Below are 19,340 nucleotides of genomic sequence, written 5' to 3'. Positions count from 1 at the left end.
GTGCGTCCCCTTGCGCCCCAAGGGGCGGGGGGGGGAACCGTGCGACCAGCCACGACGGCGCCGCAGACGAAGGACGGCAGATCGCGGCACCCCCGGCGGAGCGCGTCGGCTTGCGCCCGGGCCGCGGCACGTCGCGCCCCGCCCTTGGGCCTACGCTGAACGTATGAGCAAGCAGAGCGGACGCGGGCGCGTCGCGGGCCTTCCCGAGTGGGACCGGTGCGCGGTCATGGGAGTCGTCAACGTCACCCCCGACTCCTTCTCCGACGGCGGCCGCTGGTTCGACACGACGTCCGCCGTCAAGCACGGCCTCGCCCTTGTCGAGGAAGGCGCCGACCTCGTCGACGTCGGCGGCGAGTCCACCCGCCCCGGGGCCACCCGGGTCGACGAGGACGAGGAGCTGCGCCGCGTCATCCCCGTCGTCCGCGGCCTCGCCTCCGAGGGCGTCGCCATCTCCGTCGACACCATGCGCGCCTCGGTCGCCGAGCAGGCCCTCGCCGCCGGCGCCGCCCTCGTCAACGACGTCAGCGGCGGCCTCGCCGACCCCGCGATGATCCCCGTCGTCGCCGACGCCGGCGCCCCCTTCGTCGTCATGCACTGGCGCGGCTTCCTGCAGGGCGGGAACGTCAAGGGCGTGTACGACGACGTCGTCGCCGAGGTCGGCGACGAGCTGCACGCGCGCGTGGAGGCCGTTCTCGAGGGCGGCATCTCCCCCGACCGCATCGTCGTCGACCCCGGCCTCGGCTTCTCCAAGGACGCCGAGCACGACCTCGTCCTCCTCGCCCACCTCGACCGCCTCCTCGGCCTCGGCCACCCCCTCCTCGTCGCCGCCTCCCGCAAGCGGTTCCTCGGCCGCGTCCTCGCCGGCCCGCAGGGCGCGCCGCCGCCCGCGCGCGAGCGCGACGCCGCCACGGCCGCCGTCTCGGCGCTCGCGGCGCACGCCGGCGCATGGGCGGTGCGCGTGCACGAGGTGCGTGCAACGGCGGATGCGGTACGCGTCGTGCGCGCCATCCACGGAGCACGTGGCGCCGAGAACGCGCCCGGCGCGAAGGCCGCCGAAGGAGCCCGGTGAGCGCCCCCCACACCGACGTCGAACAGGTGGAGGCAGCCAACACCGCCTTCTACGAGGCCCTGGAGCGCGGCGACTTCGAGGAGCTCTCCTCGCTCTGGCTCACCCCGTCCGACCTGGGCGTCGACGAGACCTACCACGACCCGGCCGACACCGGCGTGATCTCCTGCGTACACCCCGGCTGGCCGGTGCTCACCGGACGCGGCGAGGTCCTCAGGTCGTACGCCCTGATCATGGCGAACACCGACTACATCCAGTTCTTCCTCACCGACGTGCACGTCTCCGTCACCGGCGACACCGCCCTGGTGACCTGCACCGAGAACATCCTCAGCGGCGGACCCGCCCCCGAGGGCGGCGACGAGCTCGGCCCGCTGGTGGGCCAGCTCGTGGTCGCCACCAACGTGTTCCGGCGCACACCCGACGGCTGGAAGATCTGGTCGCACCACGCGTCCCCGGTTCTGGCCGAAAACGACGAGGAAGAGGGCGACAGCAGCGCCTCCTGAGTGGGTAGTCGCCCCTCAAGGACGTCCCCAGGGACGACCACGGGACAACCGGATGACCACGGGGCAACCGGATGGCCATGAGGCCAACCGGATGACCACGGGGACAACCACAGGCAGGAACACGGAGACGACGCCCGAGAGACACCCGCAAGGGGGTCCGCGGGACCCCGCCGGGACCAAGAAGTGGTTGGAATCACGCGTCTGCGGGTAGGCGCGGCTACCAACCCGTGAGCCACCGGATTCCCCAGGGGAAACACGCGATGAATCCTCTGGCCCCGGACCCGGCCCACGCCCCCGTGGCCCGGCCCTGTCAGTGCCCGCAGGTAGATTCGTTCGAGGCCGGTGTGCCGCCCGCACACGGCATCGACCGGCCGTCACCGACGATTGCAGGAGTGATTCGCGTGGATCGTGTCGCGCTGCGCGGCCTGAAGGCCCGCGGGTACCACGGCGTGTTCCCCGAGGAGCGCAGGGAGGGCCAGACCTTCGTCGTGGACCTCGTCCTGGGCCTGGACACCCGGCCGGCCGCCGCCGACGACGACCTGGCGAAGACCGTGCACTACGGCATCGTGGCGGAGGAGGTGGTGGCCGTCGTCGAGGGCGAGCCGGTCAACCTCATCGAGACACTCGCCGCACGCATCGCCCAGGCCTGCCTGAAGCACGAAGGGGTCCAGGAGGTCGAGGTCACCGTCCACAAGCCGGACGCGCCCATCACCGTCCCCTTCGACGACGTGACCGTCACCATCACCCGGAGCCGAGTATGACCGCGTTCTTCACCGAGGGTCACAGCGACCCGACCGTACAGCCGGTACCCGCCTCCGTCGTCGAGAAGGTCGACGCCGCCGACACCACCCTGCACAACCCCAAACTGGCCGTGATCTCCCTCGGCTCCAACCTGGGCAACCGCCTGGAAACCCTCCAGGGCGCCATCGACGCGCTGGAGGACACCCCGGGCGTGCGGATCAAGGCGGTCTCCCCGGTGTACGAGACGGAGCCGTGGGGCGTCGAGCCGGGCACGCAGCCCTCCTACTTCAACGCGATCGTGGTCCTCAAGACCACGCTCCCCCCGTCCTCCCTCCTGGAGCGGGCCCACGCGGTCGAGGAGGCCTTCCACCGCGTACGGGACGAGCGCTGGGGCGCGCGCACCCTCGACGTCGACATCGTCGCGTACGCCGACGTCGTCTCCGACGACCCGCACCTCACCCTGCCCCACCCGCGCGCCCACGAACGCGCCTTCGTCCTCGCCCCCTGGCACGACGTCGACCCGCAGGCACAGCTTCCGGGCCGCGGCCCGGTGACCGACCTCCTGGCCGGTGTCACCCGCGAAGGTGTCGCACCGCGCGCGGACCTGGAACTCCGGCTGCCCGAATAGTCGTTAAGGTCAAGACGACACATTCCGTGGGGACTCGGGGGAGCTGAAGGGACGCCGTGAGAGAGCTGCGCATCAGGATGCTGGCCGGTGTGTTCATCGTCGCCGGAGTCCTGTCCTGGGCGGGCGCCCGCCTGTGGAACGCCGTGGGGACCCTGCCCAGCGTGCCCTTGGCCGCCCCCATCGTCCTCGCCCTGATCGCCGTGGTCCTGCTGGCCACGGCGATCTCGATCCGCGCCCGCCTCAAGGCCCAGCGCGAACGCCGCCCCGAGGCCAAGGGCGTCGACCCCCTGATGGCCGCCCGCGCGGTCGTCTTCGGCCACGCCAGCGCCCTGGTCGCCGCCCTGGTCGCCGGCATGTACGGCGGCACCGGCGTCTTCCTCCTGGAGTCCCTCGACATCCCCGCCCGCCGCGACCAGGCCATCTACGCCGGCTTCTCGGTCCTGGCCGGCATCGGCGTGATAGCGGCAGCGATCTTCCTGGAGCGCGTCTGCAAGCTCCCGGAGGACGACGAGCACAACGGCGCGGGGGCGGCGCCGACGGTTTAGGCGGGGTTCAGCGCACCGCCGCGTGTCAGCGGTGGGCCATGATGAGGCTCATCGCCTCGTTGCGGGTCGCCGCATCCCGCAGCTGGCCCCGCACCGCGGACGTTATGGTCATCGCGCCCGGCTTGCGGATACCGCGCATCGACATGCACATGTGCTCGCACTCCACGACGACGATCACGCCGCGCGGCTCGAGGATCTCCATGAGCGAGTCGGCGATCTGCGTAGTGAGACGTTCCTGCACCTGCGGACGGCGGGCGTAGACGTCCACCAGCCGGGCCAGCTTGGACAGCCCGGTGATCTTGCCGGACGTGGCCGGAATGTATCCGACATGAGCGACGCCCCGGAACGGCACCAGATGGTGCTCACATGTCGAGTACACCTCAATGTCCTTCACGAGCACCATCTCGTCGTGCCCGATGTCGAACGTGGTCGTCAGCACGTCCTCGGGCTTCTGCCACAGCCCCGCGAAGATCTCCTTGTAAGCCCGCGCCACCCGCCCCGGCGTCTCCCGCAGCCCCTCCCGATCGGGGTCCTCCCCGACCGCGATCAGCAGCTCACGCACGGCGTTCTCGGCGCGCTTCTCGTCGAACTCGCCGATGATGCCCTCGCCATCCAGCGTCACGGGGTCGGTCATGTGGTGCCTCGTTCCTGTGCGGGTCGCGCGCGTGTGGGCCACGTGCGCGGATGATCTGCGGACATACCAAAATGCCGCGCCCCCCAGGCTAAAACCAGGGGGGCGCGGCATCCATTCCGGGCCCGGTGGGGTCACCGGGGGGGCCGGGTGTCAGCTCTCGGGGCGCTCCTCGGGAGCCGGCTCGGCCGCCGGGGCGGGCTCCGTCACCGTCGACTTGGCGGTGGTGATCGCCGGGGTCGCGCCGTTGGCGCCGTTCGTCAGTGCGAGTTCCTTCGGGGAGAGCACCGGCGGACGGGTGGACGGCGTGCGGCGGGAGGAACCGGTCCAGGCGGGCCGCGGCGGGCGCTTGACGATCGGGGCGAAGATCTCGGCGATCTCCTCCTTGCCGAGCGTCTCCTTCTCCAGGAGGGCCAGGACGAGATTGTCGAGGACGTCGCGGTTCTCGACCAGGATCTCCCAGGCCTCGTTGTGCGCGTTCTCGATGAGCTTCTTGACTTCCTCGTCCACCAGGGCGGCGACCTCTTCCGAGTAGTCGCGCTGGTGAGCCATCTCACGTCCGAGGAACGGCTCGGTGTTGTCGCCACCGAACTTGATGGCGCCGAGGCGCTCGGTCATGCCGTACTGCGTGACCATCGCGCGGGCCGTGGCCGTGGCCTTCTCGATGTCGTTCGCGGCACCCGTGGTCGGGTCATGGAAGACGAGTTCCTCGGCCGCGCGGCCGCCCAGCATGTAGGCCAGCTGGTCAAGCATCTCGTTGCGCGTGGTCGAGTACTTGTCCTCGTCCGGGAGCACCATCGTGTAGCCGAGGGCCCGGCCTCGCGACAGGATCGTGATCTTGTGGACCGGGTCGGAGTTCGGGGAAGCCGCCGCGACCAGGGCGTGTCCGCCCTCGTGGTACGCGGTGATCTTCTTCTCCTTGTCCGACATGATCCGGGTCCGCTTCTGCGGGCCCGCCACGACGCGGTCGATGGCCTCATCCAGCATCTGGTTGTCGATCAGCTTCTTGTCCGAGCGGGCCGTGAGCAGCGCGGCCTCGTTGAGGACGTTGCTCAGGTCCGCGCCGGTGAAGCCGGGAGTGCGGCGGGCGACCGCGGACAGGTCGACGTCCGGCGCGACCGGCTTGCCCTTCTGGTGGACCTTGAGGATCTCCAGACGGCCCTGCATGTCCGGGCGGTCGACCGCGATCTGGCGGTCGAAGCGGCCGGGGCGCAGGAGGGCCGGGTCGAGGATGTCGGGGCGGTTCGTCGCGGCGATGAGGATCACGCCGCCCTTGACGTCGAAGCCGTCCATCTCGACGAGCAGCTGGTTCAGGGTCTGCTCGCGCTCGTCGTGACCGCCGCCGAGGCCGGCGCCGCGGTGGCGGCCGACCGCGTCGATCTCGTCGACGAAGACGATCGCCGGGGCGTTCGCCTTGGCCTGCTCGAACAGGTCACGGACTCGGGAGGCGCCGACACCGACGAACATCTCGACGAAGTCAGAACCGGAGATCGAGTAGAAGGGGACGCCCGCCTCGCCGGCGACTGCGCGCGCGAGGAGCGTCTTACCGGTGCCGGGAGGGCCGTAGAGCAGAACGCCCTTGGGGATCTTCGCGCCGACGGCCTGGAACTTGGCCGGTTCCTGGAGGAACTCCTTGATCTCGTGGAGCTCCTCGACGGCCTCGTCCGAGCCGGCGACGTCGGCGAACGTCGTCTTCGGGGTGTCCTTGGTGATGAGCTTCGCCTTGGACTTGCCGAAGTTCATGACCCGGGAGCCGCCGCCCTGCATCTGGTTCATCAGGAACAGGAAGACGACGACGATGAGGACGAAGGGCAGCAGGGAGAGCAGGATGCCGACGAACGGGTTCTGCTTGGACGGCGAGACCGTGTAGCCGTCGGGGATCTGCTTCTGCTGGTACTTGTTCTGCAGCGTGTTGGCGATGTCCACGCCCTGGTCGCCGATGTAGGACGCCTGGATCTTGGTGGCGCCCTCGACCTTTTCGCCCTCTTTGAGCTGGGCCTTGACGGTCTGCTCGTCGCCGGTGGTCAGCTTGACCGACTCGACCTTGTTCTCATTGATCGCCTGAATGACCTGGCCGGTGTCCACCGTCTTGTAGCCGCCGGACGAGCCGACGACCTGCATCAACACGACCACGGCAAGGACGGCCAGCACGATCCACATGACCGGCCCACGGAAGTATCGCTTCACGTCCATCCATACGGAGCGGTGCCGCCCCGTCCCTCCTGCCATAGTGAGTTTGATAAGACAGTTCTTCTGACGGTACCCCAGCTTTGACGGCCGTAGCCGCACGGGAGGGCTGGCAAGCCCGTCTGCATGCTCCAACGCCGCGAGGCCCGCCGGGGTTCCCGATCTTCGTACAGGGCTTGGGCCCTTCGGGTCCGGTTTCGCGGACCGCCGGGTTCAGCCGCCGTAGACGTGGGGCGCGAGCGTACCGACGAACGGGAGGTTGCGGTACTTCTCGGCGTAGTCGAGGCCGTAGCCGACGACGAACTCGTTGGGGATGTCGAAGCCGACCCATTCGACGTCGATGGCGACCTTGGCGGCGTCCGGCTTGCGCAGCAGGGTGCACACCTTCAGCGACTCGGGCTCGCGGGAGCCGAGGTTGGACAGCAGCCAGGACAGGGTCAGGCCGGAGTCGATGATGTCCTCGACGATGAGGACGTGCTTGCCCTTGATGTCGGTGTCGAGGTCCTTGAGGATCCGCACGACACCGGAGGACTGGGTGCCGGCGCCGTACGACGAGACGGCCATCCAGTCCATGGTGACGGGGGTGGACAGCGCCCGGGCGAGGTCGGCCATGACCATCACCGCGCCCTTGAGCACGCCGACGATGAGCAGGTCCTTGCCCTCGTACTCCGCGTCGATCTTCGCGGCCAGCTCGGCCAGCTTCGCGTCGATCTCTTCCTTGGTGATGAGCACCTGCTTGAGGTCGGCACCCATGTCTTTCGCGTCCACCCGCATCACTTTCGGTCGTCCCGCACTTACGGCCGGCGGCTGACGGCTCCCCGACGGGGAGACCCGGACCCGCCCCGGAGGCGTCCGAAGGGTTCCGGTGTCTCCCTGAGAGGGGCGTTTTCAGCCTTGCCGAATCACCAGTCTGCCACCCTGGCGCTGGGCGACGACTTTGCCGGGGAGATTGATGGCCCCCTGGCCGCGCCAGCCGGTGATGAGGCGGTCGACTTCCTCGATGTGGCGGGCGAACAACGCGCCGGCGGGCGCTCCGGCCTCGATGGCGGCGCGGCGCAGGATCCGGCGGCGTACGGCGGGCGGCAGCGCGTACAGCTTCGCGCACTCCAGGAGGCCGGCCGAGTCGCGTACGGCGGCCTCGGCCTGACGGGCCCAGGAGTCGAGGGCGTCGGCGTCGTCGCGGGAGAGCTGGGCCGTGCGGGCGAGGGCCTCGACGACGCCCTTGCCGAGCGCCTTCTCCAGGGCGGGCAGGCCTTCCTGGCGCAGCCGGGACCTGGTGTACGCGGGGTCGGCGTTGTGGGGGTCGTCCCAGACGGGGAGGGACTGGACCATGCAGGCCTTGCGGGCGGTCTGCCGGTCGATGTGGAGGAAAGGGCGCCGGTAACGGCCGCCGGCCCCCGAGACCGCGGCCATGCCGGACAGGGAGCGGATGCCGGAGCCGCGGGCGAGGCCGAGGAGGACGGTTTCGGCCTGGTCGTCGCGGGTGTGGCCGAGCAGGACGGCGAAGGCGCCGTGGCGTACGGCGGCGGCGTCGAGGGCGGCATAGCGGGCGTCGCGGGCGGCGGCTTCGGGTCCGCCTTCGCGGCCGACGGTGACGGCGATGGACTCGACCGGATCGAGGCCGAGTTCGCGCATGCGCAGGACGACTTCCTCGGCACGCAGGTCCGAACCGGGCTGCAGTCCGTGGTCGACGGTGACGGCGCCGGCGCGGATGCCGAGTTTGGGTGCCTCGAAGGCGAGGGCGGAGGCGAGGGCCATGGAGTCGGCGCCACCGGAACACGCGACGAGCACGAGCGGGGAGGGGGATCGCTCGTGCGAGGTGGCGCGCGGGGGTTCCTGCGGGGGTGTGCCGGGGGGCTCGTACGACGGCTCGGGTGCCGTGCCGTGGGCGGCCGCGGGGCTCATGGGGCCGTACGCGGCGGTGGTCGTGGGGTCGTACGCGACCGTGGTGAATGTGGTGGCCGCCGACGTGACGGACGGCGCCGTCGGCGGTGTCGCGGGCGACGTCTCGTAGGAGATCGCGCGCGGGCTGCCGGGCGCTGGTGTGTCCGATGTGCGGCTGTGTTCGGTGAGGATGTCGTGGAGGACGCGGCGGACCGCCAGGCGTATCGCCGCGACCGCTGGATGGGGACCCATGTCCGGTTCCCTTCATGAAATTGTCGGGGGGTGAGCCCGAGGTCGGTCACTCAGAGTGTGTAGATGGTGACAGAACCGGGCCGTTCCCCGAGCATTGCACGCCTACCCATGGCTCACGGTCCCTCGGACGGGTGATTGGAGGGGCGTTCGACTGCCGTCGGCCGGATTCGGTGCACGACTGTCGTATGAGATACGCGACGCGGCGTGCGATTCACGACTCCGCCTTGCGGTGCACCCGCGCGATCCAGTCCGCCGGTTTGGCGATCTCCGCCTTGGTGGGGAGGGTGTTCGGGGACGTCCACACGCGGTTGAAGCCGTCCATCCCGACCTGGTCGACGACGGCCCGTACGAAGCGTTCGCCGTCTCGGTACTGGCGGAGTTTGGCGTCCAGGCCGAGCAGCTTGCGCAGGGCCATGTCCAGCCTTGAGGCGCCCTTGGCGCGTCGCTGCTGGAACTTCTCGCGGATCTCGGCGACGGACGGCACGACGGCCGGACCGACACCGTCCATCACGAAGTCGGCGTGACCCTCCAGCAGGGACATCACGGCGGTGAGGCGGCCGAGGATCTCGCGCTGGGCCGGGGTCTGCACCAGTTCGACGAAGGACCGCCCGCCGTCGTCCTCCTCGGCCTCCGGCCGGCCGCCCGCGAGGGACTGCGCCGCCTCGCGGACGCGCTCCAGGACGGTCATGGGGTCGACGTCGGTCTCCCCCAAGAAAGACTGGATTTCGCCCTCCAGGTGGTCCCGCAGCCAGGGCACCGCGCTGAACTGAGTGCGGTGGGTCTCCTCGTGCAGGCACACCCACAGGCGGAAGTCGTGGGGCTGTACGTCGAGTTCGCGCTCCACGTGCACGATGTTCGGGGCGACGAGGAGGAGGCGGCCGCCGCCGTTCTCGCCCGCCGGGAGTTCGCGGGTGGCGGGGGCGAAGGTCTCGTACTGGCCGAGGACGCGGGAGGCCAGGAAGGACAGCAGCATGCCGAGTTCGACGCCGGTGACCTTGCCGCCGACCGCGCCGAGCACCGCGCCCCCGGGGCTGCTGCCGCGGCGCTCCTGCATCTTGCCGAGCAGGGGCTTGAGGATCTCGCGGAAGCCGGCGACGTTCGCCCTCACCCAGCCGGGGCGGTCGACGACCAGCACGGGGGTGTCGTGGGTGTCCTCCGTGCCCATACGAGTGAAGCCCCGGACGTGTTCCTCCGAGGCTTTTGCGTGTCGGCGCAGCTCGGCGACGACGGCCCTGGCCTCGTCGCGGCTCACCTCGGGGCCCGGCCGTACGAGCCGGGTCGCGGTTGCCACCGCGAGATTCCAGTCGACCATCTCGGCACCACCGATGCTCGTCATGTGTCAACCGTACGTGAGCGGTCCCACTTGGGGCAGGCCGTGAGGGGGTGGCTCGGTTGGCGGTGAGTTGGGGCCGGGCAAACTTGCCGATGTCAGTCGCAGCCGCAGGCCGCCAGTGCCGTCGCCGTGCTGTCCAGGGCCGTCTGCGCCGCCCCCGCGTCCGTCGTGCCCGTCGCCATGAACGCGAAGGCGAGCAGGCGGCCGTCCTGGTCGACCACCGTGCCTGCCAGGGCGTTCACGCCGGTCAGGGTGCCTGTCTTGGCTCGTACGACGCCTGCCGCGCCGTCCGTGTAACGGCTGGCCAGGGTGCCGGTGAAGCCTGCCACCGGGAGGCCCGTGAGGGTGGAGCGGAGTTCGGGGTGGGCCGGGTCGGAGGCCTTGGCCAGGAGGGCCGTGAGGAGGCCGGCGGTCAGTCTGTCGTCGCGGTTGAGGCCGCTGCCGTCCTTGAAGACGGCGCCGGTCACCGGCAGGCCGAGCTTCCTCAGCCGGGCCCGGATCGCCTCGTCGGCTCCGGCGAAGTCGGCGCGCTCGCCGCTGGCCACGGCCGTGTGACGGGCCAGGGCCTCGGCGATGTCGTTGTCGCTGTTGGTGAGCATGCGCTCGACCAGGATGGAGAGCGGGGGCGAGGCGACCTCGGCGAGCGACTCGGCGCGGTTGGTGGCCTTGGACGGACCGGGGGACGTCGTCTTGATGCCGTGGTCGGCGAGGAAGGACGCGAACTTGGTCGCCGCGTCCTTCGCCGGGTCCGCCGCCCGGGGCGCCGGCCCGCTGGTGGAGCCGTCGGTGCGGGCCTCGTCGGCCATGAGGGGGGTGACCCGGGCGATGTTGTCGTTGACGCCGATGGGGTGCAGGTCGGGGCCGGTGTAGAGGGTCGTGTCGTACGAGAGGGTGACCTCGCGCAGGCCGTGCTTCTTCAGGCCCTCGGCCGTGGCGGCGGCCAGCTCGCGCAGGCTCGCCCAGCCCTCGGCCTCCTTGCGGGCCGTCAGTGTGGGGTCGCCGCCGCCGACCAGGACCAGTTCCTTGGTGTCGGGTTCCAGCGCGGTGCGGGTGGTGAGACGGTGCTCGGGGCCGAGCGCGGCGAGGGCGGCCGCGGCGGTGGCGATCTTCGTCGTCGAGGCCGGGACGAGGGGCTTGGCGGCTGCTTCGCCGTAGAGGACCTTGCCGCTGGCCACGTCCACGACCGCCGCGCCTCGGGTGCCGAGTTCCGGGGCGTCGAGGAGCGGGCCCAGGACGCCAGCGAGGGCCTTGCCGTTCGGGGCCGACTTCACGGTGCTGGTGCCGCCGCCCAGGCCGGTGAGGACGGAGGCCGCGCTGGGGGCGGGGAGGGGCGTTTCGGCTGCCGTGCCGGATGAATTCGACGTATCGGTATGACGACCGTGATCTGCGCCACCCGTGCGCTCCTGGGCGGCCGCCCGGTCCCGCTCGGCCGTACGCTGACCCGTGGAGTCCCAGGGGCCGGCGGCGGTCACCACTCCGGCGGCGAGCGCCAGTCCGGCGGTGGCGGCGCCCGCGGTGTACTGCCAGGTCTTCGGCCTCGTGATGCGCGCGGCCTGCGGGGAGACGGCTCGGGCGAGCCGGGCGACCCGTGGTTTCGCGGCCGTCGCGGTGCGGGCGAGACGTGGGCGTACGGCCTGCGCGGCCCGTGCCAGACGTGGTCGTACGGCGCCCGCGAACCGCGTCACATGCGGTCTCGCGGCTCGCCAAGGCCTCAGCTCTGGCACGACCACCAGCCCCTTTCGCGATCACACACCTGCGTGAGGGACACTTAACCACCAGAACTATGTGCTGATCATGGAGGAGCCACCGGTGGAGTTCGACGTCACGATCGAGATCCCGAAGGGTTCGCGGAACAAGTACGAGGTGGACCACGAGACCGGTCGGATCCGCCTGGACCGTCGACTCTTCACCTCGACCGCCTACCCGACCGACTACGGCTTCGTCGAGAACACCCTCGGCGAGGACGGCGACCCGCTGGACGCGCTGGTCATCCTGGACGAGCCGACCTTCCCGGGCTGTCTGATCAAGTGCCGCGCCATCGGCATGTTCCGGATGACGGACGAGGCCGGCGGCGACGACAAACTGCTGTGCGTGCCGGCGACGGACCCGCGTGTGGAGCACCTGCGTGACATCCACCACGTTTCCGAGTTCGACCGCCTGGAGATCCAGCACTTCTTCGAGGTCTACAAGGACCTGGAGCCCGGCAAGTCCGTCGAGGGCGCCGACTGGGTCGGCCGCACCGAGGCCGAGGCCGAGATCGAGCGTTCCTACAAGCGCTTCAAGGACCAGGGCGGCCACTGAGGCACCCGGTAGCGGTCGCTTGGGCACCCGCTGCCTTTCGGCCGTGTGAACGGGCTGTACGCGTGCGCGTGCAGCCCGTTCGTGTGTCTGTGCGCATACTGAGTGCGGCAGGAGGTGTCGTACAAGGAGCGCTACGCAGGTGACGGACGCGGAGGACCGCAAGCCGCAGTCGGACGAGGCGAGGATGGCGTTCGCGCCGCCCGCCGGGATCGAGGTGGGGGACAGCGAGTCGGAGACGACCTCGGAGTTCGCCCTCCCCAAGGGCCTGGATGTGCCGCAGCCGCCGGTCCAGGAACCCGAGGGCTCGGCGTTCAGCACACCGAGCGGATACAGCGTCGAGGACGCCCCGCCCGCGTTCACCCCCGCGACCGGCATACCGCGGATCAGCCTGACCAAGGACCTGCCCTGGCAGGACCGGATGCGCACGATGCTGCGCATGCCGGTGGCCGAGCGGCCCGCGCCGGAGCGGATGCCGAAGGCGGAGGAGGAGGGTCCGGCCGTCCCTCGCGTGCTCGACCTGACCCTGCGTATCGGCGAGCTGCTGCTGGCCGGCGGTGAGGGCGCGGAGGACGTGGAGGCCGCGATGTTCGCGGTCTGCCGGTCCTACGGACTGGACCGCTGCGAGCCGAACGTCACCTTCACGCTGCTGTCGATCTCGTACCAGCCGTCGCTGGTGGACGACCCGGTGTCGGCGGCGCGCACGGTACGGCGGCGCGGCACCGACTACACGCGCCTGGCGGCCGTGTACCGGCTCGTCGACGACCTCAGCGACCCGGAGAGCCACATCTCCCTGGAGGAGGCCTACGGGCGGCTCGCGGAGATACGCCGCAACCGGCACCCCTACCCGACCTGGGTGCTGACCGGGGCGAGCGGGCTGCTCGCCGGGGCGGCCTCCGTGCTGGTCGGCGGTGACGTGATCGTCTTCGTCGCGGCCATGCTGGGCGCGATGCTCGGCGACCGGCTGGCGTGGCTGTGCGCGGGGCGGGGGCTGCCGGAGTTCTACCAGTTCACGGTGGCCGCGATGCCGCCGGCCGCGATCGGGGTCGCGCTGACGCTGGCGCACGTCGACGTGAAGGCGTCCGCCGTCATCACCGGTGGGCTGTTCGCGCTGCTGCCCGGGCGGGCGCTGGTGGCGGGCGTGCAGGACGGGCTGACCGGGTTCTACATCACCGCGTCGGCGCGGCTGCTGGAGGTCATGTACTTCTTCGTCGGGATCGTCGTCGGGGTGCTGGTGATCCTCTACTTCGGGGTGAACCTGGGCGCCGAGCTCGACCCGGACGCGCTGTTGAACATCTCCGAGCGGCCTTACTGGCAGATCGGGGCGTCGATGCTGCTGTCGCTGACCTTCGCGGTGTTGCTCCAGCAGGAACGGTCCACTGTGATCGCCGTGACCCTCAACGGGGGTGTCGCCTGGGTCGTGTACGGCGCGCTGCACTACGCCGGTGAGCTGTCGCCGGTCGCCTCCACGGCTGTCGCGGCGGGGTTGGTGGGGTTGTTCGGGCAGCTGATGGCTCGGTACCGGTTCGCTTCCGCGCTGCCGTACACGACGGCCGCGATCGGGCCGTTGCTGCCCGGTTCCGCGACGTACTTCGGGCTGCTGTCGATCGCGCAGAACAAGGTGGATGCGGGACTTGTCTCGCTGGCCACGGCCGCGTCTTTGGCCATGGCCATCGCGATCGGGGTGAATCTCGGGTCGGAGATCTCCCGGTTGTTCCTGCGGATCGGGTCGCTCGAGAAGCGGCGGGCCGCCAAGAGGACGCGGGGATTCTGAGCGGCCGACGCCGGTCAGCCAGGGCGTTTCAGTAGCCCTGGTTGGGCGGGTACTGCTGGTTCTGCCCGGCGCCGTACGACCCCTGCCGGCCGTAACCCTGCGGGTACTGCTGGGCGTACGGCTGCTGCTGTTGGGGCTGCTGCTGGCCGTAGTACTGCTGGTCGTAGCCGTACTGCTGGCCGCCCTGGTTGCCGTACTGCTGCTGTTCCTGGTCGCCGTACGCCTGCTGGGGCTGGTTGCCGTACGCCTGCTGGTGCTGGTCGTCGGACGGGATGCGGCGGAGCTGGGTCGTCGCGTCGTCCATCGGCATGTGCTGCTGGACGGGGGCCGGCACCTCGGCCGCCGCGCGCTTCTTCTTGGCGCGCTCCCGCAGGTACTCGATGATGATCGGGACCACCGAGACGAAGACGATCAGGACGAGGATCGCTTCGACGTTCTTGTTGATGAAGTCGATCTGGCCGAGCCAGTAGCCCGCGAGGGTGACGCCGGTGCCCCAGGCGATGCCACCGATGACGTTGTACGTGAGGAACGTGCGGTACTGCATGCGCCCGGCGCCCGCCACGATGGGGGCGAAGGTGCGCACGATCGGGACGAAGCGGGCGAGGACGATCGCCTTGGGGCCGTACTTCTCCATGAACTCGTGTGCCTTCTCCAGGTTCTCCTGTTTGAAGAGCTTGGAGTTCGGGCGGTTGAAGAGCTTCGGGCCGAGGAACTTGCCGATCATGTAGCCGACCTGGTCGCCGATGACCGCGGCGATGACGATGAGCGTGCAGACCAGCCACAGCGGCTGGCTGATGTACTGCCCCTGAGCCACGAAGAGGCCCGCAGTGAAGAGCAGGGAGTCACCGGGCAGGAACGCGAAGAGGCCGGACTCCGCGAAGACGATCAGCAGGATGCCGGGGAGACTGAAGGTCTCGATCAGATAGTTCGGGTCGAGCCACTCGGGGCCGAGCGCAAGCGTGGTCACGGGATTGTGGCTCCTGCTGGGAGGGGGGCGGGCGGGGTCGGGCTGGCTGCTCAAATTATCAACGCTGCACTGGCCGCCCAGGTTCCATGGACCCCCTCAGGATGCACTGTGCCCCCGCTGGGACAAAGCTGTGGTTCATGGGCATCGACGAATTCGGCGGTGGGCAGGGGCCCCGGCCCGACGTACTGGTGGTGACCACCAACGACATTCCGGGTTACCGGGTCACCGAGGTGGTGGGCGAGGTCTTCGGGCTGACCGTGCGCTCCCGGCACCTGGGCAGTCAGATCGGCGCGGGGCTGAAGTCGCTGGTCGGCGGTGAGCTCAAAGGGCTCACCAAGACCCTTGTGGAGACCCGTAACCAGGCCATGCTGCGGCTCGTCGAGCAGGCACGCGCGCGTGGGGCGAATGCCGTACTGGCGTTCCGGTTCGACGTGTCGGAGGCGGCGGACGTGGGCACCGAGGTGTGCGCCTACGGGACCGCGGTGGTCCTGGCCCGGGAGTGACCCGTACGGGGTCCCGGGCCAGGGGTCATGAGGTGTGCCGGGCGGCGTTGGCGAGGATCGCGGCCTTCATGTAGGCCGCGAGGCCGGGCTTGGCCTGGTCGATGTTGTGCGTGAACCGCTCGTCCGCGACGTACATCTCCCCGAGACAGGTGTGCATCTCGTATCCGCAGTCGTAGTGGTTGCGGGAGATCCCCTGGCGGTGCTCCTCGGCGGCGTCCATGGCCCCCTCGGAGTCCGCGGGCTCACCGGCCTCCATCAGCGCGACGAAACGCCGGGTGAGCTCCTCGGCCTCGCGCTGGATCCGCAGCCAGTCCTCCTTGGTGTAGGAGGCGGCGCGCTGCTGTGACTGCCGGTAGGCGTCGGTGTTGCCCCACCGCTCCTGCACCTCTTCCTCGTACTGGTCCGGGTCGAAGTCCCCGAACACCTCGAACTTCTCCTCCGGTGTGAGGTTGATCCCCATCTTGCGTGCCTCCATGGCGTGCTCCACGGCCGCCGCCATCTTCTGCAGCTTCTCGATCCGGGCGGTCAGCAACTCGTGCTGCCGGCGCAGGTGTTCGCGCGGGTCCGCGTCCGGGTCGTCGAGCAGGGCGGCGACCTCCTCGAGCGGGAAGCCGAGCTCGCGGTAGAACAGGACCTGCTGCAGCCGGTCGAGGTCGGCGTCGCTGTAGCGCCGGTGGCCCGCGTGGCTGCGCTCGCTGGGCACGAGCAGGCCGATGTCGTCGTAGTGGTGCAGGGTGCGCACCGTCACCCCGGCGAACCCGGCGACCTGTCCCACGGAGTAGCTCACTTCCGCTCCCTTCTCGGTACGCGCTCCACACTGAGTCCTCACGCGGCGTGAGGTGCAAGCCCGGCGGCGCCGACCTACCGTCGTATTCATGCCACTTCACCGTGGGGACAGCGAAGCACCCGACGACGGGGGCGACGGGCGCAGGCTCGCCGTGAACCCGTTCTACGGCGAGGCGAACCCGGCCGGCGGCATGACCCAGGCGCCGCCCAGGCACCGGCTGCCCGACGCTCCCCTGCCGCCGTCGACGGCGTACCAGCTGGTCCATGACGAGCTGATGCTGGACGGCAACTCCCGGCTCAACCTGGCCACCTTCGTCACCACCTGGATGGAGCCGCAGGCCGGGGTGCTGATGGCCGAGTGCCGGGACAAGAACATGATCGACAAGGACGAGTACCCGCGCACCGCCGAGCTGGAGCGGCGCTGTGTGGCGATGCTCGCCGACCTGTGGAACGCGCCCGATCCGTCCGCGGCGGTCGGCTGCTCCACCACCGGGTCCAGCGAGGCGTGCATGCTCGCGGGAATGGCGCTCAAGCGGCGGTGGGCGCGGCGCAATTCCGACCGGTACCCCGGCGCGCGCCCGAACCTCGTGATGGGCGTCAACGTCCAGGTCTGCTGGGACAAGTTCTGCAACTTCTGGGAGGTGGAGCCCCGCCTGGTCCCGATGGAGGGCGAGCGGTTCCATCTCGATCCGCGGGCGGCGGCCGAGCTGTGCGACGAGAACACCATCGGGGTGGTGGGGATCCTCGGCTCCACCTTCGACGGCTCCTACGAGCCGATCGCGGACCTGTGCGCCGCCCTGGACTCCTTGCAGGAGCGCACCGGCATCGACATCCCCGTGCACGTCGACGGCGCGTCCGGCGCCATGGTGGCGCCCTTCCTCGACGAGGACCTGGTGTGGGACTTCCGGCTGCCGAGGGTGGCTTCCATCAACACCTCGGGGCACAAGTACGGGCTCGTCTACCCGGGTGTCGGCTGGGCGCTGTGGCGGGACAGGGAGGCGCTGCCCGAGGAGCTCGTCTTCCGCGTCAACTACCTGGGCGGCGACATGCCCACCTTCGCGCTGAACTTCTCCCGGCCGGGCGCGCAGGTCGTGGCCCAGTACTACTCGTTCCTGCGGCTGGGCCGGGAGGGCTACCGGGCCGTGCAGCAGGCCGCGCGGGACGTGGCCGGGAAGGTCGCCGAGGCGGTGGAGAAGCTCGGCGACTTCCGGCTGCTGACCCGGGGCGACCAGTTGCCCGTCTTCGCCTTCACTACGGCCCCGGACGTCACGGCGTACGACGTCTTCGACGTCTCCCGGCGGCTGCGCGAGAGCGGCTGGCTGGTCCCGGCGTACACCTTCCCGCCGAACCGCGAGGACCTGTCGGTGCTGAGGGTCGTCTGCCGCAACGGCTTCTCCACCGACCTGGGCGAGCTGTTCGTGGAGGACCTGGGCCGGCTGCTGCCGGAGCTGCGCCGGCAGCCGCACCCCTTCACCCGGGACAGGGAGGCGGCCACCGGCTTCCACCACTAGACGGCCGCTAACGGCTCAGCCGTGCGAACCGCCGTACCGCGAGCGGGAAGAACACCGCGAGCAGCACCAGCGGCCATACGATCGCCGCCCCCACGTGCTCGGCGCCCGTGCCGCCGAACAGGTCCCGTACGGCCGTCGCCGTCCGGGACATGGGGTTCCACTCGACGACCGTGCCCAGCCAGTCGGGCATGGACTCGGGTGTGGCGAGCGCGTTGGACAGGAAGCCGATCGGCCAGACCAGGATCTGCACGGCCTGCACCAGCTCCGGCTTGCCCGCCACCAGCGCCAGGTGGATGCCGATCCACAGCATGGCGAAGCGGAAGAGCAGGAGCAGTCCCAAGGCGCCCAGGAAGCCCCCTGGGCCGCCGTCCGCGCGCCAGCCGAGCGCGAGGCCCACGCCCATGAGGACCAGCAGCGCCAGCGCCGACTGGAGCATGTCGGCCGCCGAACGGCCCACCAGGACCGCCCCGTTGGTCATCGGCATGGACCGGAAGCGGTCGATCACGCCCTTGTTGATGTCCTGGGTGACGGCGATCATCGTGCCCTCGAGGCCGAACGCCATGGTGAGCGCGAGCATGCCGGGGACGAGATAGTCGATGTAGGAGCCCTGGACGCCCCGGCCGCCGCCGATGAGGTAGCCGAACATCAGCAGCAGCATCACCGGGAAGAACAGGTTGACCACGACCTGCACGGGCTGCCGCGCCCAGTGGGCGAGTTCGCGGCGGGTCATGGTCCAGGAGTCGCTCAGCGCGTAGGTGGTCACGCGGCCTCCTTCACTCGGCGGTCGTCCCCGGTGAGGTGCAGGAACACCTCGTCCAGCGTCGGGCGGCGCAGCGCCACGTCCTCGGCCTCGATTCCGGCCTCCTCCAGGGCGCGTACGACGCCGGAGAGCGCCGCCATCCGGTCGGTGACCGGGGCGCTGAGCAGACGGCGGTCGGCGTCGACGGAGACGTCGTCCTTCGGTACGGGCAACAGGGCCACGGCCGCGCCCAGTTGACCGGCGTCGCGCAGGACGACGTCGATGCGGTCGCCGCCGGTGAGCGCCTTGAGCTGGTTCGCCGTGCCGTCGGCGATGACCCGGCCGGTGTCGACGACCGAGATGCGGTCGGCGAGTTGGTCGGCCTCCTCCAGGTACTGGGTGGTGAGCAGGACCGTGGTGCCGCCGCCGACCAGGGAGCGGACGGCGGACCAGACCTCGGCGCGGCCGCGTGGATCGAGGCCTGTGGTCGGTTCGTCCAGGAAGAGCACCTCCGGGTCGGTGATGAGTGAGGCCGCCAGGTCCAGTCGGCGTCGCATGCCGCCGCTGTACTGCTTGACCGGTTTGCGGCCGGTGTCGGCGAGCCCGAAGCGCTCCAGGAGCTCATCGGCCCGCACGCGCGCGTGGCGGGCGCCGAGGTGGTGGAGGCGGCCGAACATCTCCAGGTTCTGCCGGCCGCCCAGCTCCTCGTCCAGGGCCGCGTGCTGGCCGAGGAGGCCGATACGCAGGCGGACCTGGTACGCCTGCCGCACCACGTCGTGCCCGGCCACCTCGACGCGGCCGCTGTCCGGCCGCAGCAGCGTGGACAGGATCCGGACCAGGGTTGTCTTGCCCGCGCCGTTCGGGCCGAGCACTCCGTGCACGGTGCCGCGCGCGACCGTGAGGTCGAGCCCGTCCAGTGCGTTCTTGCCGGCTCTGCCGCCGTACTTCTTGCGTGCCCCTTCGACGATGATCGCCGCGTCGGCCACTGAGTC

Annotated in this window: 19 protein-coding genes; 9 read left to right on the top strand and 10 right to left on the bottom strand. The window is 70.4% G+C overall.

Annotated features, from left to right (window positions below):
- Positions 1-163 precede the first annotated feature (163 nt).
- The 5 genes from folP (at position 164) to ACIBAG_RS13730 (ending at position 3,483) form a co-directional block, all read left to right on the top strand.
- Complete coding sequence (gene folP / locus ACIBAG_RS13750) at positions 164-1,069, top strand: dihydropteroate synthase (RefSeq protein ID WP_399104444.1); 906 nt, start codon at positions 164-166, stop codon at positions 1,067-1,069.
- Positions 1,066-1,569, top strand: coding sequence for a nuclear transport factor 2 family protein (locus ACIBAG_RS13745; protein WP_399104442.1), 504 nt, complete (start codon positions 1,066-1,068; stop codon positions 1,567-1,569). Before folP ends, ACIBAG_RS13745 begins: the two co-directional genes overlap by 4 nt.
- A 401-nt stretch (positions 1,570-1,970) precedes the next feature.
- Positions 1,971-2,330 (top strand): dihydroneopterin aldolase, encoded by a 360-nt coding sequence (gene folB, locus ACIBAG_RS13740; RefSeq protein ID WP_274241749.1) that lies wholly within the window; start codon positions 1,971-1,973, stop codon positions 2,328-2,330.
- A complete protein-coding gene (folK, locus tag ACIBAG_RS13735) occupies positions 2,327-2,938 on the top strand; it encodes a 2-amino-4-hydroxy-6-hydroxymethyldihydropteridine diphosphokinase (RefSeq protein WP_399104439.1) in 612 nt (203 codons plus the stop codon). Before folB ends, folK begins: the two co-directional genes overlap by 4 nt.
- A gap of 56 nt (positions 2,939-2,994) precedes the next feature.
- Positions 2,995-3,483 (top strand): DUF3180 domain-containing protein, encoded by a 489-nt coding sequence (locus ACIBAG_RS13730; protein WP_399104437.1) that lies wholly within the window; start codon positions 2,995-2,997, stop codon positions 3,481-3,483.
- 25 nt (positions 3,484-3,508) lie between these two features.
- Here the strand turns inward: ACIBAG_RS13730 and folE are convergent, their stop codons facing one another.
- The 6 genes from folE to dacB form a co-directional block, all read right to left on the bottom strand.
- Complete coding sequence (gene folE, locus ACIBAG_RS13725) at positions 3,509-4,117, bottom strand: GTP cyclohydrolase I FolE (protein ID WP_399104435.1); 609 nt, start codon at positions 4,115-4,117, stop codon at positions 3,509-3,511.
- Between the two features lie 150 nt (positions 4,118-4,267).
- Complete coding sequence (ftsH, locus tag ACIBAG_RS13720; RefSeq protein ID WP_399104534.1) at positions 4,268-6,307, bottom strand: ATP-dependent zinc metalloprotease FtsH; 2,040 nt, start codon at positions 6,305-6,307, stop codon at positions 4,268-4,270.
- Between the two features lie 207 nt (positions 6,308-6,514).
- Positions 6,515-7,075 (bottom strand): hypoxanthine phosphoribosyltransferase, encoded by a 561-nt coding sequence (gene hpt / locus ACIBAG_RS13715; RefSeq protein ID WP_031487462.1) that lies wholly within the window; start codon positions 7,073-7,075, stop codon positions 6,515-6,517.
- 114 nt (positions 7,076-7,189) lie between these two features.
- Complete coding sequence (gene tilS, locus ACIBAG_RS13710) at positions 7,190-8,437, bottom strand: tRNA lysidine(34) synthetase TilS (protein ID WP_399104433.1); 1,248 nt, start codon at positions 8,435-8,437, stop codon at positions 7,190-7,192.
- Positions 8,438-8,648: 211 nt separating this feature from the next.
- Complete coding sequence (locus ACIBAG_RS13705; RefSeq protein WP_399104430.1) at positions 8,649-9,773, bottom strand: zinc-dependent metalloprotease; 1,125 nt, start codon at positions 9,771-9,773, stop codon at positions 8,649-8,651.
- A gap of 92 nt (positions 9,774-9,865) precedes the next feature.
- Positions 9,866-11,455, bottom strand: coding sequence for a D-alanyl-D-alanine carboxypeptidase/D-alanyl-D-alanine-endopeptidase (gene dacB / locus ACIBAG_RS13700; protein WP_399104428.1), 1,590 nt, complete (start codon positions 11,453-11,455; stop codon positions 9,866-9,868).
- 124 nt (positions 11,456-11,579) lie between these two features.
- On the opposite strand from dacB, the gene ACIBAG_RS13695 reads away from it, so the two are divergent.
- Positions 11,580-12,071, top strand: coding sequence for an inorganic diphosphatase (locus ACIBAG_RS13695; protein WP_031487466.1), 492 nt, complete (start codon positions 11,580-11,582; stop codon positions 12,069-12,071).
- A 139-nt stretch (positions 12,072-12,210) separates the two neighbouring features.
- Positions 12,211-13,842, top strand: a complete 1,632-nt coding sequence (locus ACIBAG_RS13690) for a threonine/serine exporter ThrE family protein (protein WP_399104425.1) — start codon at positions 12,211-12,213, stop codon at positions 13,840-13,842.
- Positions 13,843-13,870: 28 nt separating this feature from the next.
- On the opposite strand, the gene ACIBAG_RS13685 is transcribed toward ACIBAG_RS13690, so the two are convergent.
- A complete protein-coding gene (locus ACIBAG_RS13685) occupies positions 13,871-14,809 on the bottom strand; it encodes a DedA family protein (RefSeq protein ID WP_399104423.1) in 939 nt (312 codons plus the stop codon).
- A 137-nt stretch (positions 14,810-14,946) separates the two neighbouring features.
- Here ACIBAG_RS13685 and ACIBAG_RS13680 point away from each other — a divergent pair, with 137 nt between their 5' ends.
- The gene (locus ACIBAG_RS13680; RefSeq protein WP_399104421.1) at positions 14,947-15,312 is read left to right on the top strand and encodes a YbjQ family protein; all 366 of its coding nucleotides are present in this window, start codon (positions 14,947-14,949) and stop codon (positions 15,310-15,312) included.
- Positions 15,313-15,337: 25 nt separating this feature from the next.
- Here the strand turns inward: ACIBAG_RS13680 and ACIBAG_RS13675 are convergent, their stop codons facing one another.
- On the bottom strand, positions 15,338-16,099 hold the full coding sequence (locus tag ACIBAG_RS13675; RefSeq protein ID WP_399104419.1) for a MerR family transcriptional regulator: 762 nt from the start codon (positions 16,097-16,099) through the stop codon (positions 15,338-15,340).
- A gap of 88 nt (positions 16,100-16,187) precedes the next feature.
- Between ACIBAG_RS13675 and ACIBAG_RS13670 the strand changes: the two genes are divergently transcribed.
- Positions 16,188-17,609 (top strand): glutamate decarboxylase, encoded by a 1,422-nt coding sequence (locus tag ACIBAG_RS13670; RefSeq protein ID WP_399104417.1) that lies wholly within the window; start codon positions 16,188-16,190, stop codon positions 17,607-17,609.
- 7 nt (positions 17,610-17,616) lie between these two features.
- Here the strand turns inward: ACIBAG_RS13670 and ACIBAG_RS13665 are convergent, their stop codons facing one another.
- Together ACIBAG_RS13665 and ACIBAG_RS13660 are read right to left on the bottom strand one after the other, a co-directional pair.
- The gene (locus ACIBAG_RS13665) at positions 17,617-18,372 is read right to left on the bottom strand and encodes an ABC transporter permease (protein WP_399104415.1); all 756 of its coding nucleotides are present in this window, start codon (positions 18,370-18,372) and stop codon (positions 17,617-17,619) included.
- Entirely contained in the window at positions 18,369-19,334 is a 966-nt protein-coding gene (locus tag ACIBAG_RS13660) for an ATP-binding cassette domain-containing protein (protein ID WP_399104413.1), read from the bottom strand. The genes ACIBAG_RS13665 and ACIBAG_RS13660 overlap by 4 nt, the downstream gene beginning before the upstream one ends.
- Between the last annotated feature and the right edge of the window lie 6 nt (positions 19,335-19,340).

The organism is Streptomyces sp. NPDC051243, assembly GCF_044455405.1.
Classification (GTDB): domain Bacteria; phylum Actinomycetota; class Actinomycetes; order Streptomycetales; family Streptomycetaceae; genus Streptomyces.
Note: the sequence above shows the minus strand (reverse complement) of the source record. Positions and strands in the feature narration are given on the sequence as shown.